This window comes from Enterobacter sp. RHBSTW-00901, from assembly GCF_014103115.1.
Taxonomy (GTDB): domain Bacteria; phylum Pseudomonadota; class Gammaproteobacteria; order Enterobacterales; family Enterobacteriaceae; genus Enterobacter; species Enterobacter cloacae_P.
The window spans coordinates 329,196-343,736 of the sequence record NZ_JABXPB010000001.1 but is presented as its reverse complement, the minus strand read 5'-3'; the positions used below and the strand labels follow the sequence as shown (position 1 = coordinate 343,736).

16 protein-coding genes and 1 pseudogene are annotated in these 14,541 nt (G+C 46.7%); 2 read left to right on the top strand and 15 right to left on the bottom strand.

The features are described 5' to 3' along the window. Window positions 1-73: 73 nt before the first annotated feature. The 4 genes from mdtI to HV318_RS01820 all read right to left on the bottom strand — a co-directional run bounded on the left by mdtI (window position 74) and on the right by HV318_RS01820 (window position 2,140). A complete protein-coding gene (mdtI, locus tag HV318_RS01830; RefSeq protein WP_182271287.1) occupies window positions 74-403 on the bottom strand; it encodes a multidrug/spermidine efflux SMR transporter subunit MdtI in 330 nt (109 codons plus the stop codon). Then, the gene (gene mdtJ / locus HV318_RS01825) at window positions 390-752 is read right to left on the bottom strand and encodes a multidrug/spermidine efflux SMR transporter subunit MdtJ (protein WP_182271286.1); all 363 of its coding nucleotides are present in this window, start codon (window positions 750-752) and stop codon (window positions 390-392) included. Before mdtJ ends, mdtI begins: the two co-directional genes overlap by 14 nt. 118 nt (window positions 753-870) lie before the next feature. Beyond that, window positions 871-1,041 (bottom strand): protein YdgV, encoded by a 171-nt coding sequence (locus HV318_RS24430; protein ID WP_419195709.1) that lies wholly within the window; start codon window positions 1,039-1,041, stop codon window positions 871-873. Window positions 1,042-1,192: 151 nt separating this feature from the next. Beyond that, a complete protein-coding gene (locus tag HV318_RS01820) occupies window positions 1,193-2,140 on the bottom strand; it encodes a zinc-dependent alcohol dehydrogenase family protein (protein ID WP_182271285.1) in 948 nt (315 codons plus the stop codon). Between the two features lie 171 nt (window positions 2,141-2,311). On the opposite strand from HV318_RS01820, the gene yajD reads away from it, so the two are divergent. Beyond that, a complete protein-coding gene (yajD, locus tag HV318_RS01815) occupies window positions 2,312-2,659 on the top strand; it encodes an HNH nuclease YajD (protein WP_182271284.1) in 348 nt (115 codons plus the stop codon). Window positions 2,660-2,775: 116 nt separating this feature from the next. On the opposite strand, the gene catA is transcribed toward yajD, so the two are convergent. The 8 genes and pseudogenes from catA to HV318_RS01780 form a co-directional block, all read right to left on the bottom strand. Further along, complete coding sequence (gene catA / locus HV318_RS01810) at window positions 2,776-3,453, bottom strand: type A chloramphenicol O-acetyltransferase (RefSeq protein ID WP_182271283.1); 678 nt, start codon at window positions 3,451-3,453, stop codon at window positions 2,776-2,778. Between the two features lie 182 nt (window positions 3,454-3,635). After that, entirely contained in the window at window positions 3,636-5,567 is a 1,932-nt protein-coding gene (locus HV318_RS01805) for a putative bifunctional diguanylate cyclase/phosphodiesterase (RefSeq protein WP_182271282.1), read from the bottom strand. A gap of 17 nt (window positions 5,568-5,584) precedes the next feature. Next, window positions 5,585-6,079: a putative pterin-binding protein gene (locus tag HV318_RS01800; RefSeq protein WP_182271281.1), complete on the bottom strand. Its 495-nt coding sequence runs from the start codon at window positions 6,077-6,079 to the stop codon at window positions 5,585-5,587. A gap of 267 nt (window positions 6,080-6,346) precedes the next feature. Next, window positions 6,347-6,469, bottom strand: a complete 123-nt coding sequence (locus tag HV318_RS24320) for a hypothetical protein (protein WP_269062564.1) — start codon at window positions 6,467-6,469, stop codon at window positions 6,347-6,349. 91 nt (window positions 6,470-6,560) lie between these two features. After that, complete coding sequence (locus HV318_RS01795) at window positions 6,561-7,946, bottom strand: FAD-binding oxidoreductase (protein WP_182271280.1); 1,386 nt, start codon at window positions 7,944-7,946, stop codon at window positions 6,561-6,563. A gap of 258 nt (window positions 7,947-8,204) precedes the next feature. Beyond that, on the bottom strand, window positions 8,205-9,359 hold the full coding sequence (locus tag HV318_RS01790; RefSeq protein WP_182271279.1) for an NADH-dependent flavin oxidoreductase: 1,155 nt from the start codon (window positions 9,357-9,359) through the stop codon (window positions 8,205-8,207). Between the two features lie 79 nt (window positions 9,360-9,438). After that, window positions 9,439-10,073, bottom strand: a pseudogene (locus tag HV318_RS01785) (SDR family oxidoreductase). A 66-nt stretch (window positions 10,074-10,139) separates the two neighbouring features. Continuing rightward, on the bottom strand, window positions 10,140-11,060 hold the full coding sequence (locus tag HV318_RS01780; protein WP_182271278.1) for an alpha/beta hydrolase: 921 nt from the start codon (window positions 11,058-11,060) through the stop codon (window positions 10,140-10,142). Window positions 11,061-11,221: 161 nt separating this feature from the next. Here HV318_RS01780 and HV318_RS01775 point away from each other — a divergent pair, with 161 nt between their 5' ends. Then, window positions 11,222-12,145, top strand: a complete 924-nt coding sequence (locus HV318_RS01775; RefSeq protein ID WP_182271277.1) for a LysR family transcriptional regulator — start codon at window positions 11,222-11,224, stop codon at window positions 12,143-12,145. A gap of 127 nt (window positions 12,146-12,272) precedes the next feature. Here HV318_RS01775 and HV318_RS01770 read toward each other — a convergent pair whose 3' ends face one another. The 3 genes from HV318_RS01770 to HV318_RS01760 form a co-directional block, all read right to left on the bottom strand. Further along, window positions 12,273-12,635, bottom strand: coding sequence for a cupin domain-containing protein (locus tag HV318_RS01770; RefSeq protein WP_182271276.1), 363 nt, complete (start codon window positions 12,633-12,635; stop codon window positions 12,273-12,275). A 76-nt stretch (window positions 12,636-12,711) separates the two neighbouring features. After that, complete coding sequence (locus HV318_RS01765) at window positions 12,712-13,530, bottom strand: AraC family transcriptional regulator (RefSeq protein WP_182271275.1); 819 nt, start codon at window positions 13,528-13,530, stop codon at window positions 12,712-12,714. A gap of 129 nt (window positions 13,531-13,659) precedes the next feature. Next, on the bottom strand, window positions 13,660-14,142 hold the full coding sequence (locus HV318_RS01760; protein WP_182271274.1) for a glutathione peroxidase: 483 nt from the start codon (window positions 14,140-14,142) through the stop codon (window positions 13,660-13,662). Window positions 14,143-14,541 lie beyond the last annotated feature (399 nt).

Below are 14,541 nucleotides of genomic sequence, written 5' to 3'. Positions count from 1 at the left end.
TTCAAAGTTTTACTTTTCTAAGCGTAATACAGGCAGCGGATTTCGCTGCCTGTAAATAATGGCGATGATGGTTTCAGGCGAGTTTTATCATAATCATACCCGCCAACAACAGCAGTAACCCTATCCAGCCTTTGTTATTTAAACGCTGACCAAAAAGCACCCAACCTGCCGCCAGCGTGGCGGTGATACCAAAACCACCCCATAGCGCATATGCCACCGAAAGATCGATACCTTTTACCGCCTGGGACAAGGCACTGAACGCCCCCAGCACGGCAGCAATCGACATCAGGCCGTAGAATTTACCACGAAAACCATCTGAGAATTTAAGAAAGACGTTAGCCACAATTTCCAGAACGATTGCGAGCGCCAGCCAGGCCGCATGGATCCACTCAAACTGCGGCATGGGTCTGCTCCTTCTGCTGTTTTGTCGGTTTACGTGTACCTGATTTAATCAGCACGATACCTGCTACCAGGGTCGTTAATCCGGCAACTTTCATCGTGGATAACGTTTCATCAAATAACAAGACGCTGAACAACGTAATCAACAAAATACCAATGCCTTCCCACAGTGCATAAGCCACACCCAGCGCTATTTTCTTGACTGCAAATGAGAGGAAAATATAGGACAGTGAGATCATCACCAACATTAAAATAAAACCCGTGTTGCCATCACTGACGCTTGCCCATTTCATAGAGAGCGTGCCGGTAATCTCAGTGATGATCGCCAGAGCTAATAAAATCCAGTAAAACATGTTTTTCTCCTGCTTGAGAATATAATCCATCAAGGCTCGCTGCGTGCAGCAAACCCAAAAAATATGAAATTAAATCAGATAGCTAAACGCATAGCGTCAGCTCAGGCAGAAGGTATGACTATAGCGCGGTGCGCCAGTGTTGCTCACCAGACAGAGGGTAAAGAGATGTGGAAAATACAGCGGTGTTTTTAAAAAAATACGTCCTGAACACATTGTCCATAAAATTACAATTATCCGCGGTGTTGCTTCTCGTCTTTGCGGATGAAAATTGTCCTCGGTAGTTGAACACTCCTGATTTGTACCATAAGCCAGGATTTTACTCAAAGCCTTTGCAATTCTTTACCCATCCGGTGCGATTTCGGTTAGTTTGTTGAAATGGTTTTCGCATTTATTATAAATAAAAGATCACTCAACATTATGCTGACGATGTTTTTTCACCTTCAGATGTCCATCGATAATACAGGTTTACTGCACCTCCCGGTCTGCCGATAAGCGTTCAGTGCCGCCTTCCACTCCGCCAGCGGGTATACTGTGACATCGCTATACTGACTGGCACACAGCTTAGGCCAGATGTGACAAAATTCGTCCTGCCACGCCTCAACATTCAGTGCATCAAGATAGTTGCGAATATGAAACCATTCCACGCGCGGTAAGGCCTGCCGCTGGCGGAATATCTGCCCGGAAAGCAGCCCATAACAGACAAATGTCCCCTGCACGGGCATCACGCTCAGGATCGTTTCCGCCAGCGCTCCCCCTGTGGCGTCGTAAACCACGTCAGCACGCGCGGCAACGACGCGCACTGCCTGCGTGTCGTGTTGCGCAAGGGGGATAATGCCTGCCGCGGCAAGGCGCTCAGCATGAATGGGAGAACGGTGAATACCGTACACCGCCTCCGCACCTGCCTGCAGCGCCCACTGACCAAGCAGAAGCGCGCAATCGGAGCCGGCAGCGGTTAGCAGCACCTGCTTATTCTGAGGTGAATAGCGGGTCAACATCATCTGTGCCGCCAGCGGATTGATGTACGCCCGTGCGGCCAGATGCGAATCGATGTGTTCCGGAACCGGGATAGCATACTCTGCCGGACAATCGACAACATGCTGCCAGGTTCCCTGCCCCCGCAACGGCAGGACGCGGCAGCCTGACAGATGCGCAAACGATGCGGGTGCCTGCGTCACGATACCGACACCTTCGTAGCCCGCCACTGCCGGCAACGGTGTCCGGTGGCGGTACGCACCGGTGATGGGAATAAGATCGGATGCATTGATCGGAGAAAACAGCATACGTACGCGGAGATTTCCCGGCATCAGCTCGCCAGGTGGTCCAGCCTCAGGTTGCAGAACAGATTCCGGTTCGCCAAAACGACGATACCAGAGAGCCAGGTTATCCATTACGATCTCGCTGTACAGAGTCAGGCGGCAAAGCTTAGCGCTTCTGCGCTGACAGGTCACGGCGTAATGAACGAAGATCGTATTGCTCCCTGAATATCAAAATTGGTTCTCCCTCTGTTCCATCGGGGGAGATATGGTAAAATTTTCTCTTTTCACAACAGGTAACTCAGCATGGCACTGATCCCCAAAAACTACGCCCGACTGGAAAGCGGATACCGGGAAAAAGCACTAAAAATTTACCCCTGGGTATGTGGGCGCTGCTCGCGGGAATTTGTGTATTCCAATCTCCGTGAACTCACGGTTCACCATATCGATCACGATCATACCAACAACCCGGAAGATGGCAGCAACTGGGAGCTGTTGTGCCTGTATTGCCACGACCACGAGCACTCAAAATACACAGAGGCGGATCAGTACGGCACTACCGTTGTGGCCGGAGAGGACGCGCAGAAAGATGTGGGTACAGCAACGTATAATCCATTTGCTGATTTGAAATCGATGCTGAATAAGAAAAAATAACGTTAAAGGCTCCTGCTCATGGCATAACTGCCCGCGTCGGTTACATGGGCAGTGATGCGCTGTGCGTTCTACAATTCAATGGCCAATTTTGCCGGGATACTGACACTTCTGGCGCATCAGGCATTAAATTCCTCTGACTGATGCGGTAAGGCATCACACATCTCTTGTAACTCATTGAACAATCTTGCCACATGGAAACCATCGCACACGGAATGATGTACCTGAACGGCGAGAGGCAACAATATTTTTCCATCCTGTTCGTAGTATTTTCCGAGAGTGAACATGGGGGAAAAAAAGTTCTGCATGTTAGCAATGTTCATATTAAAACTGGTAAAACTTACCCAGGGAATAGCCGATACGAAAAACACATTCTCCCGAGACTCTTCCTTAGGCCAATAAGAAAGGTTATTTCCATAGCGTGCAACGTCTTCTGAATAAACGTTCTGGAAGTGATGGATATTGCCATCGTAGTGACTCCATAATGACGAAAAGGTCTCCGTTTCATTATGGAAAATTGTATAGCTTGGATGAATATCCTTCCATATAACAAGCTCATTGTCCTTCATGTTCATACGGAACTCCGAATGCCTGTTTACGATTTTAGAAAGGAGGAAAATAATAGTCGGGTAAAACTTCCAGCCAACCTCTTTTATATGTTTTAGCAGCGCGGTAATATCTACCAGGACAGTCTGGTTAATTGTACATTGAGCAAATGACTGAAACACTTCGAAATGCTCCTTCCGTGCCCAACGAGATAAGTCAACAGGTGTATATTCTGGGGTTGTTTTTTTCATTTGTTAACCTTTGCTTAGCAAACATATATTTGATAATAGAAAATTGAAGAGTCTTCGACGCTCAGGCTACCGTCTTTCTTAATACTTCCGGTGATCAACAGCTTAACCATCACGTCTCCAGTATAAACACCTTACAGCCAGCCACACGTTGCTCAAAAAATGGTTTTGGGCCAGACACCATTTCAACCGCCTCGAATCTTTCTGTCAATCTCAGACTGTGGTTTTCCGAACAGGTATCCCTGTACGAGATCGCAGCCAAGCGCCTGAAGACGTTCAAGCTGTTCCTGGGTTTCAACACCTTCTGCAATAACCCTCATATTGAGGCTCTTTGCCATGCCGGTAATCAATTTAACGATATTAAGTGCATCATCTTTCGTGGATATAGGATTCACAAAGGATTTGTCTATTTTAATTTTATCAAAATTAAGTTCACTCAGCCTTGAGAGCGACGAATACCCCGTTCCGAAATCATCAATGGAAATTTTTACACCCAGCGATCTTAGCTTTTTGAGAATATTGATCGGTATGTTGCTATCACTGAAGAGAGAAGACTCTGTAACCTCTAACTCAAGACGGCTAGCCGGTAGTCCTGTCTCTTTCAGGATGGACTGCACCATCGTAGTAAACGATTTAGTGCCCAGCTGAACAGGTGAGACATTCACAGAGATCCTTGCCGGAACCGCCCAGGAAACCGCTTCCCTGCAGGCAAGTTCAAGCACTGTTTTGCCAATCCCATTGATCATCCCTGTTTTTTCAGCAACAGAAATAAAGTAATCCGGGGACAATATCCCCTTCACAGGGTGTACCCAGCGGATAAGCGCTTCGTAGCCGTAAACTTCATTGCTGAATGAATCGACAATAGGCTGGTAATAAACAACGAATTCATTGTTATCGATCGCCAGTGCCATATCATGTTCAAGGGTTCTGCTTTCCTGCAACCTTTGCAGCATCCACTGACGGAAGACTTTTATCTGTTGCGAACCTTCTTTTTTGGCTTCGTAGAGGGCCAGATCGGCAAATTTATAAAGATAATCAGAACGTCGTTCATTATCGGATAAAACAATACCCACACAGGTGGCAATTTTTATCAGTTGGTTATTAATCGTATAGGGTTGACTGATATAGTTACTGATTTCTTTGGCGTGTGAAACAGCCGCATTTTCGGTCAAGCCACTGGACAGAAGTGCAAACTCGTCGCCGCCCAAGCGGTAAAATGTATCTGAAACGCTGCTCATTGAGGTGAGTCGCCTGGATACCTGATTCAACAGTAAATCTCCGGTATCATGGCCATAGGTGTCGTTAACCTCTTTGAACCGGTCTAAATCAAATAACATCACGGTGACAGGAATGTGGTTTTTATCTGCCTGAAGAATAATTTCATTGAGGTCATCCCAGAAGTAAAGGCGGTTTTTCATGCCAGTGAGGGAATCATGATAAACATCATATTCCAGCTTCGAATTCTGAATCTGCAGTGTTTCTTTTGATAACTGAAGTTCGTCAGCAAGGCTTTTAACCTGCAGATGTGCTTTGAGAATATTTTTGTTCTGATAAATCATTAAAAAGCCCAGAATGAAGCTTAATATCACCAGGAGTAACGAAAGTGCAGAATAAATATAATAAAGAATTTGTGTTTTATTGTTGGCTTCATTAATCGTGTTAATGTTTTTCATTAACGCATTTGCAGAAAGTTGACTTAGCGGCGCATCGAGCATATGCATACTTTTAAGGTATGCTTGTAGCTCTGAATGGCTCATTTTTTCAAGATTACCATCCAGATAAGCAAGCATTTTCTCCAGACGTGCAGCGAGCACTTGATGCATTTTATCGTTTTCAATATAGCGACCTAAATCTCCCCCCTTCATTAAATCGCTCTGGCTTAGCATAATGTCGAGACGCATGCGGGCCTGGTCTATCGTAACGTTATCGGTATCGGTTGCGTATAGACCAAGCCATGATTCAAATCGGTAATACTCTGATACCAGTTGAGCCACGGACCAGGACTCAGTGTAGTGAGTCAGTTTTTGCAACTCTTGCTGTTGAGCATAAACAAGAAATGCAATATATCCTGTCGTGAGAAAAAGAGAAAAAATGATACCAACCAGTATCCTGTTCATTATGTTCTCCTGAACTGCTATTCAATTTTCATTTTGCTAACCTGCCATGCTGAACGCGAGTAATAAATCTGATTATTCAACTCAGGAAGACTGTCATAGGGGTATACAATGAATGATGGACCTTTATCGCGGATGCTCATATATTCGCCATTGATCTTTAAGGCAAGTATGGCGTTGTATTTTCTGAAATCACTGAAAGGTATGACGGTAGAGTAATCATTGAGCGCAATAACATTAACGACAGAACCCTTTGCACCAACATAATCCATGAGTTTGCTCATTGGAACACCCTCAAACTTAGTAAGTCCATTATACCAGGGGGACGTCGTCTGGAAACTCACCAGGCCTAGTTTTTCAAGGCTGGCGAGATCAAACACTGCTTTTCCATCTTCATTCGTGTTTTGTATATTACCGTAAATCGTTAAAATGGGTTTACCGACGGGTTTCGGCAGTTCGCCAGCCCAGGCTAAACTCTGTACCAGACAGCATAACAGCATTAGGGTTAATCTCATTTTAGCCTCCACTTTTTACCAGAAGTATAAGAATTATAATTTAGATATCACACTAGTTTATGTATTTTGTTGGATAGTATGAGTTTTATAGCTTTCTTTTCATTAAATAATAGTATAATCAAGCAATTAGGTGTTAGTGATGATAGGGTGTTTGATAGTCGAATGATGCTTCATTTTTTGAGACAAGCTAAAGTTGCCTGAATAATCTCTGTTACGTTTAAAAAATGATCGCCTTGATTGATATTGCCTCATGTAGGCATACCCGTTTTAGTTCCACGCACCTTTTGAGATTTCCGGGGCATTGTCGATAACATTACTACTCCAGATGAGGATGAAGCTGATATCCATCACAACCTCAAAATGGGTGCCGTCTGGCAACGACATGGTCAATAAAGATGCCTTGTTACTGCGCCTAACGTTTAACAACCGCAGTATGCGTAGCGTGTCGGCTACATACTGTTGTCAGGCGCAATACCTGGCCTTATACCGGTTTGATGTTCTGATTCATCCGGAAGAGGTTCGTTGGGTCGTACTGAGTCTTGAGCTCCACGAGTCGATGGTAGGTCGCACCGTAAGCGAAGGCAATACGATCAGCCTCCTCCTGAGTGAGGAAGTTGATGTATGCACCGCTGCTGGCAAATGGTTGTGATTTAGCGAAGAATTCACGCGCCCAGGCAATACAGTGTTCATCCTCGGCGGCCGACTCCCAGCGACCATGCACATTCATCACGTAATTAGCATCCCGGCTTGAGTAGGCCATTGCCTCAGGCGCGACCCTGGCCGTCTGGCCTCCAATTGTCCCGATGAATATCTCACACTGAGGTGACGGCAATCTGGCGGCGTACTCAATGATGGTATCAATAACGCCGTCACTGAGTTGCGAGAAGTTGTGCGACTTCCAGTAGTTACGTGCCCCTTTTGACAACAGGGGATCGAATGCCTGCTGCCAGGCGGTGTAGGGCTGAACGCCGATATGCTCGCCGAGCACCGTGCCAAACCCACGCAGTGGCTCGATAAGCTTCTCGCCCTCTTTAGGGTCACCCACATAACACAAAGCGAGCGCGACCATCTCTTTCCCGTGAGCATCCTCTGGCAGGAAAGGTAGCGGAGGTGCTTTGCGCGTGACCATCCAGACATTCAGCTCTTCCGGCATCGTCTCGGTAAATCGGGCAAACTGCGTGATCACGAGCTTTGCCTGATCAAACGGAAAAACAATGAGCCCACTCAGTACGTTCGGCCCGACGGGATGGAGTTGGAATTCGAAACGAGTAACAACACCGAAGTTGCCACCCCCTCCCCGCAGCCCCCAAAACAGATCCGAATTTTCTGATTCGCTGGTGTGCAGCTGCCTGCCATCTGCCGTGACGACCTCCGCGGAGAGCAGGTTATCTATCGTCATACCGTACTTGCGACTCAGCCAGCCGAACCCGCCGCCGAGTGTCAGACCGGCCACACCGGTGGTCGAGTTGATGCCCAAGGGCGTGGCAAGGCCGTATGCCTGCACCACTTCATCAAAATCGCCAAGGGTGCAGCCAGGTTCAACGCTGGCCCTACCGGTTGCCAGGTCCACTTCCACTCTCTTCATCAGTGAGAGGTCGATCATCAAACCGCCGTCGCACACGGCATTGCCCGCGATATTGTGTCCACCCCCGCGGATCGAAATGAGGAGATTTTGCGTTCGCCCGAATTCGATGGCCTGAACGACATCATCAGGTGACGTGCAGCGGGCGATCAGCGCGGGCTTGCGGTCGATCATTGCGTTCCAGATCTGGCGTACCTCGTCGTAGCCTGCCTCGTCTGGAAGAATCACTTCCCCCTGGAAGTGCGTTTTGAACTCGTCGATATGTACCTTGAGTAACTCCTTCATGATTATCCCCTACCATTGAATACCCCTATTAATTATGATGGATTTCACAAATTTTGATGGTTTGAAGGGTATTTAATGGAAAGTTTGTTGGCTGTGGCCACAAGCAGGTTCAACGGTTCAGTAATATCAATGGTATTACAGTGGCTGATGATCCGAACTCATCGTTAATCTTGAGATTAACGATGTCTGTTTAGGGCGAGGAGTAGCGCTGGCACTGTAGCGTGGGGGAATGATGAGAAGGTCACAATCCCCGGGTTCTTAAATTTCTTTTTCATCGCTTAAAGGAAACCACCCTGTTCCTTTAGATGCCAGAATAACATTCCAGAGTTTGTCGGGTATGGTCAGTTCTTTCACGGCTCTGGGATTAAGCGATGTCTGGATTTCATTTATACGACCAGCTTTCGCTAAAGCAACCCATTCAGGGTTAATGACCAGCCCTTTACCTATTGCTACAAGTGGAAGTCCACGTGAAAGTGCTTCCTGTGCCTGTTCAGGTGTGCGTAGTTTTCCCGCAGCAATCACCGGTATTCTTTCAGCAATATGATTTAAAATTAAATCAATAGTTTCTGGCCCATTTGGGGACTCGACAGGGTAGCTGTTGTTAACACTTACCAGAGAAGTATGTATATACGAAATACCCGATGATATCAGTCGGTCCAACAGCTTATAGGTATCCTCAATCCTCAACCCCCCTTCTGCAGACTCTTCTGGCGAGATCCTGTAGCCGATAACAAAGGGTTTCGTTGCACATTCATACACTGCATTTTTAACTTCCTGCAATACGGCGAGGGGAAAACGCATACGGTTTTCGAGATCCCCACCCCACCGATCAACACGTTTATTAAACAGCGGAGAAAAGAAATTCTGTAGCAGGAAACCATGCGCACCATGAAGTTCCACACCATCAAAACCCGCTTTAATTGCTCTTCTTGTGACAGCACCAAATGCCCGAATTGTTGTCTGTATTTCGCTCTCAGTCATTGCCCTGCTTTGTATCGCTTCACTATTAATATCACCGGCCTTAGCATATGACATACTGGCGCTGACGACATCACCATTGGGTATACGCTCAGGAAGGGCCTTATTACCCGCATGGAAAATCTGAAGTATGGCGGTAGCACCGCCACTCTTTGCCGCAGATGCCAGTTTTTCAAGACTGTTTATAAAGCGATCGTCATAAGCAGCGAACTCATCTGTGAATCCAATGCCTTCAGGCGTTACGAAGGTGCACCCCGTAATTACCAGACCGACATCCCGAGCCCGGCGTTGATAAAATGCCAGTTCTTGATCTGATATAGTGCCATCCGGGTTAGCTGACCAGGTCGTCATTGGAGCCATGACAATACGATTACGTAACGCTATATCTCTGGTAAGCATATAGGGTGAAAAGAGTGAAGAAAATTTATTTTGCATAATATGGTTCCGGCAAATTTTATAACGCAATGTATTTACGACTTCAGCGAATTAATGTCATCGTCATTTCAAAAAAACATTACATAAAGGCAGGTTTAGGACCGTCGGTGTCTGGTTTATTTAAACCAATATTTTTATTAACCATCTCTGATGGATTATTTATGATTTTGACTACCTGTGCCGCTACACTTTTTCTTGAAACTTCAGTGCCTTTAAATGGTTCATCCTTTTGAGTGACTTCATAATCCACTTCATCATAATCCGTCAACCAGGCTGCTCTGATGATAGTGTATCAAGCCCAGAACATTCAAGGATATCTGCACATTTTCTGTAAGGTGGGAAATACTCACCAATGGTTTGGTTATTCCACTCGCCGAATTCACCCGGTACTTCATTGTATATACCCAGGGTATTAATACTGACAATTCGTTGAACGTTATTCTTTTTCATTGCCGAAATGATGACTTTCATCTGCTCATCAACCTCTCCGGCAAGATTTGCATAAACAATATCTTTTCCTGCCATAAGTTGATCCATGAATGCCTGATCCGATGCATCACCAATAACAATCTCTGAATTTACGGGCTCTTCACCATTAAGTTTGCTGGGGTTACGAACCAGAAGCGTCATTTTTACATCAGTCTGACAGGCAAGCATATGTATAGCCCAGGAAGCAATTTGCCCACTGGCACCTAATATCAGTACATTTTTCACTTTTTTTCCCGAGAAATTAAGAAAAGGACAGTGGGGAAACCTTTTGTTCTCCCCACGGTAATTTAATTACAGATGCGTTTTGTAGAAAGGGATAAGTTTATCAAGAGCTTGTTTTACAGGCTCGGGCTTATCGTATAGATCGTAATGTGACCAGCCTTCAACGACGACCAGTTCTTTGTCTTTGGACGCCGCCCGGCCAATAATTTCACATCCATCGCGGTATGCACCAAATGCCCCGACTTTATCACCCACCACGACCATTAACGGCTGTGTTAAGAGCACCTCTGCAAGATGAAATGCATCCCAACCCACGGCAACACTCTGGTGAGAAAACAGTGCCCGGTTAACCCCATTTGGAGCATATCCGCGTGGTGAACGATAATATTCCGTCGCCCCAAACAGGTCGGTTTCCGTCAGCCCTGCCGCGATAGCCGCTTCTGGAGACGGTGGCAATAAATCATCAACACGAAGCCCGGTACCGCGGGCTTCAGCCGTTCTCTGTTGTGCCATTGCTTCAAGTGCGCCAACAGGATCGAAAGCTGTAAATCCTTCACGCATCAGGCGACCATAGTTTGCACCAGTGATTGTGCCAATCGCTTTAATTCGACGCTCTGTCATTGCCGCATTAATTGAGTAGCCACCACCGCCACAAATACCCAGCACACCAATGCGCGCTTCATCGACATATGGCAGGGTTACAAGGTAATCCACGACCACACTGAAGTCTTTAACGCGCATGGTTGGATCCTCCAGGTAGCGAGGCTCTCCACCACTCGCCCCCTGAAAACTTGCGTCAAAAGCGATCACGACGAAACCCGCTTTTGCCAGTGCGGCACCATAAACACTCCCGGAGGTTTGCTCTTTACAGCTTCCAATCGGATGGGCACTGATAATTGCCGGATATTTTTTTGTCTCATCAAAATCGTCCGGGAAATACAGGTCAGCAGCTATGTTCCAGTAGGTATGTTTTATCGCAACAGTCTTCATATGGGCCTCCGGGGAATGTAACCCTGGTCAGTAAAAAGTTTATGCCGTTTTTCCGCGCTTCACTCGTGGCTGCACTGCGGATTGCGTTAATAGTAGAACTTGCATTGGTTATCATCAATAACCTAATATCTATCACAGTGTTAAGCATGAGTTTACAATAAATGAAACTAGAACCTTCTGTTCTGCCTTCGCTTGCCTGGTTTGCGTTGATTGCACGCTCCGGCAGCTTTGCCAAAGCCGCTTCTGAAATGGGGATCACACGTGCGGCACTCTCCCAAAACCTGAAGACACTTGAAGAGCGTTTGAATACGAAGCTTATCTATCGAACCACACGTAATATGTCCTTAACCGAGGAGGGTTTGCGCCTGTATGAGGTTCTGGAGGTGGCTTTAGGTCAGATAGATGATGCGCTAAAAGATGTGGGTGATACCCAGCTTGAACCCACCGGATTACTGAGGATAAATTCATCGCGGGTGGCAGCCAGAATGCTCATTGAACCTGTCATCAGTGAATTCCTGAACCGGTATCCAAAAATTCAGATAGAGCTCATTATGGATGATGGTTTGTCTAACATCATTGCCGAAGGTTGCGATGCAGGTATTCGCCTTGGACAGAGCCTGGCAGAGCATATGACGGCTGTTCCTGTCTCACCCCGTATCAAACTGATTACCGTTGCCTCACCAGACTATTTAAGCAGGCACGGAATTCCGGAGTCACCTGAGGAATTACGCAATCATAATTGTGTGCGGCTGCGACACAGAAGTAGCGGTGCTCTCCCGCCGTGGGAGTTTTATCGTGTCGGGAGTAAGAATGAAGAGTTCGAACTTGAAGTCTCGGGTGGGTATATTACAAATGATGATGAGAGCATGATTCGTGTGGCAGTTAATGGTACAGGGATCATTCAGCACCTGGACTTTGCGATATCCGATTTCATCAATAAAGGGCTTTTACAACCTATTCTCCAGGACTGGAGTATTTCATTTCCCGGGTTTTATCTCTATGTATCATCAAGAGTAAGAATGCCATCTAAAGTTCGTGCTTTCATAGACTTTATGGTAGAGAAGCGCCTGAACACGACGGGATAACCGGGACAACAAACTGAAGATTTATTGTCCTCTACTGGCTGTGAGTTCAACGGGTCTGCTGCGATCGAGGAGTAATGCCGGCGCTATTTCAAACCAGTCCGGCCGACTGGCTTGAAATTACCCCAGGTTAGATCCAGATATCGTTTTCTGCTGTGCGTTCCCCACCTTCATGACCAGTGTTCAGGACACCACAGGGTTCTATCATCATCATTTTTACCACCGTCTCAGCGGACGTTTTATGCTCAATGCCTTTTGGTACAACATACATTTCCCCCGGATTGACGAGAACATGCCCGTCGCGAAAATCAACACGTAATACGCCCTCGACCACGATAAAGGCTTCGTCGGTTTCAGGATGAGAGTGCCAGATAAAATCACCCGCTATTTTCACGATTTTAAACTGGTAGTCGTTCATCTGCGCGATGACTTTGGGCTGCCAGTGAGCGTCGAAGAGAGAGAATTTTTGTTCCAGATTTACAGGGAAATACATGGTGACATTCCTTTAATGGCTAAGAAACGTCGAGGATAAATAATGTCGCTACATCAGTCTTGAACGATCGTGCAACTCAGGCACGGTGACGTTGAATAAATTTTTGCCAACGGCCCGGTGAAATGCCGAATGTTTTTATAAACTGGCGCGCCATATGACTCTGATCTGAAAACCCCGCCTCTACAGCAGACTCTGCAAGCGACAGGCCCGTCTGAATCAGATGGCGACAGTAGGCGAGACGACGCATCGTTACATAGCGATAAGGACTCGTTCCGTAAAGTGCACGAAAATCCCGGCTCAGGCTCCAGCGATCTTTACCACTTACGGCGGATAACGTATCCAGCGTAATATTCTGGCTGAATTCTGTTTGTATATATTCCCGCGCTCTCTCTGCAGACTGATAATCCACCAGGCATCGGCGAAAACGTTGCCCGCCGACGACGGCCAGAGTCCTGGCCAGATCGTAGATCGCATCCTCCTCTTCCAGCATATCGATAGCATCTTCTGGCGCTTTCAACAACGACCCGGCGGCGGCAAAAAGTCGGGGATCAGATGAGATCCCGCCAGGAATAAATGGCAACGGCTTTCCGCCCAATATTTTCTGGATTAACGCAGGTTCGATATAGACCATTCGATACTGAAATCCCTCAGTCGTTCCCGCCTCTCCATCATGAATTTCATCCGGGTGTAAGACCATCGTCCCACCGGGTAAGCTGTGTTGTTTACTGTCACGATAACGAAAAGATTGCACACCTGATAATGTCCTGCCGATCGCATAGGTATCATGACGATGAGGTTCATAACCATGCCCGCTGAAATACGCCTCCAGGCGTTCTATTTTCCCCGGCGTGTGTGCAAGTTTGACCCAGTCTTTGTTCTCTTGTGCACTCGACATGTGTAACACCTGTTTCCCGTTGTAGGAGGATCCTCACTCTGCCTGGAGCGCAGAATGGATGGTTATCATCTCCCGGAGATGAATTTTTCGTAAGCGCTCTAAAGTGAATAGTTCCAACTACCGAAACACTTAGATTTCCAGTGCAGCAAGAATTGCTGCTTCTATTTTCTCGGGGGTGGTCATCGGTGCAAAACGCTTAAGTGGTTTACCGTTGCGTCCGATCAGGAACTTAGTAAAGTTCCACTTAATCCGCCCCCCCAGCACGCCGGGCAATTCTTTTTTCAGATAACGGAATACCGGGTGCGCTGCGGCTCCATTTACCTCTACTTTCTCGAACATCGGGAAACTTACACCGTAGTTAATGTAACAGGTTCTGGAAATTTCGTCGGCTCCGCCGGGTTCCTGTTTACCAAACTGGTTACAGGGGAAGCCAAGCACCACTAATCCCCGAGCGGCATATTTCTTGTAAAGCGCTTCAAGGCCACCGTATTGTGGTGTGAAGCCACATTGGCTGGCAGTATTAACGACCAAAACCACCTTACCAGCGTAGTCGACCATAGAGATAAGCTGCCCATCCAGGCTGGTGGCAGTCAGTTGGTAAAAGCGAGTCATACTGGTGCGCTCACGTAAAATCTGTCCGACGTAGCACCTGTTCTGCTAAGTTCGATGAGTGGATACTCTAATGATAGTATTGCCAAATGGCTTTTTCATTAGCGAAAAACATCATATGATCAGTTTTAGTTATTTGTCACGCATACAACTGACACGTATTGCATCGCGGAAAAACAATGATGTTATTATTAATAATAAATAGCCCTGGTGATAAATTCAGCGCATACGTAGATAGTATTTAAAATCAATCTTAGATTACTTTTAAATACGGGAACGTCTGCATCGTCCGCTAATACAAAAAACATTCGCAATCCAGTTCCAATTCATCCGACAATCTATGATCTCAAAATCAGTAAAATGCATTTCCGACCACAGGAGATCTGCACGGAGCCAGGGATA

Excerpts from the sequence above, each read along its gene's own strand:
- mdtI (WP_182271287.1), bottom strand. The coding sequence starts at position 403 with ATGCCGCAGTTTGAGTGGATCCATGCGGCCTGGCTGGCGCTCGCAATC.
- mdtJ (WP_182271286.1), bottom strand. The coding sequence starts at position 752 with ATGTTTTACTGGATTTTATTAGCTCTGGCGATCATCACTGAGATTACC.
- HV318_RS01820 (WP_182271285.1), bottom strand. The coding sequence starts at position 2,140 with ATGGATAACCTGGCTCTCTGGTATCGTCGTTTTGGCGAACCGGAATCT.
- yajD (WP_182271284.1), top strand. The coding sequence starts at position 2,312 with ATGGCACTGATCCCCAAAAACTACGCCCGACTGGAAAGCGGATACCGG.
- catA (WP_182271283.1), bottom strand. The coding sequence starts at position 3,453 with ATGAAAAAAACAACCCCAGAATATACACCTGTTGACTTATCTCGTTGG.
- HV318_RS01805 (WP_182271282.1), bottom strand. The coding sequence starts at position 5,567 with ATGAACAGGATACTGGTTGGTATCATTTTTTCTCTTTTTCTCACGACA.
- HV318_RS01800 (WP_182271281.1), bottom strand. The coding sequence starts at position 6,079 with ATGAGATTAACCCTAATGCTGTTATGCTGTCTGGTACAGAGTTTAGCC.
- HV318_RS01795 (WP_182271280.1), bottom strand. The coding sequence starts at position 7,946 with ATGAAGGAGTTACTCAAGGTACATATCGACGAGTTCAAAACGCACTTC.
- HV318_RS01790 (WP_182271279.1), bottom strand. The coding sequence starts at position 9,359 with ATGCAAAATAAATTTTCTTCACTCTTTTCACCCTATATGCTTACCAGA.
- HV318_RS01780 (WP_182271278.1), bottom strand. The coding sequence starts at position 11,060 with ATGAAGACTGTTGCGATAAAACATACCTACTGGAACATAGCTGCTGAC.
- HV318_RS01775 (WP_182271277.1), top strand. The coding sequence starts at position 11,222 with ATGAAACTAGAACCTTCTGTTCTGCCTTCGCTTGCCTGGTTTGCGTTG.
- HV318_RS01770 (WP_182271276.1), bottom strand. The coding sequence starts at position 12,635 with ATGTATTTCCCTGTAAATCTGGAACAAAAATTCTCTCTCTTCGACGCT.
- HV318_RS01765 (WP_182271275.1), bottom strand. The coding sequence starts at position 13,530 with ATGTCGAGTGCACAAGAGAACAAAGACTGGGTCAAACTTGCACACACG.
- HV318_RS01760 (WP_182271274.1), bottom strand. The coding sequence starts at position 14,142 with ATGACTCGCTTTTACCAACTGACTGCCACCAGCCTGGATGGGCAGCTT.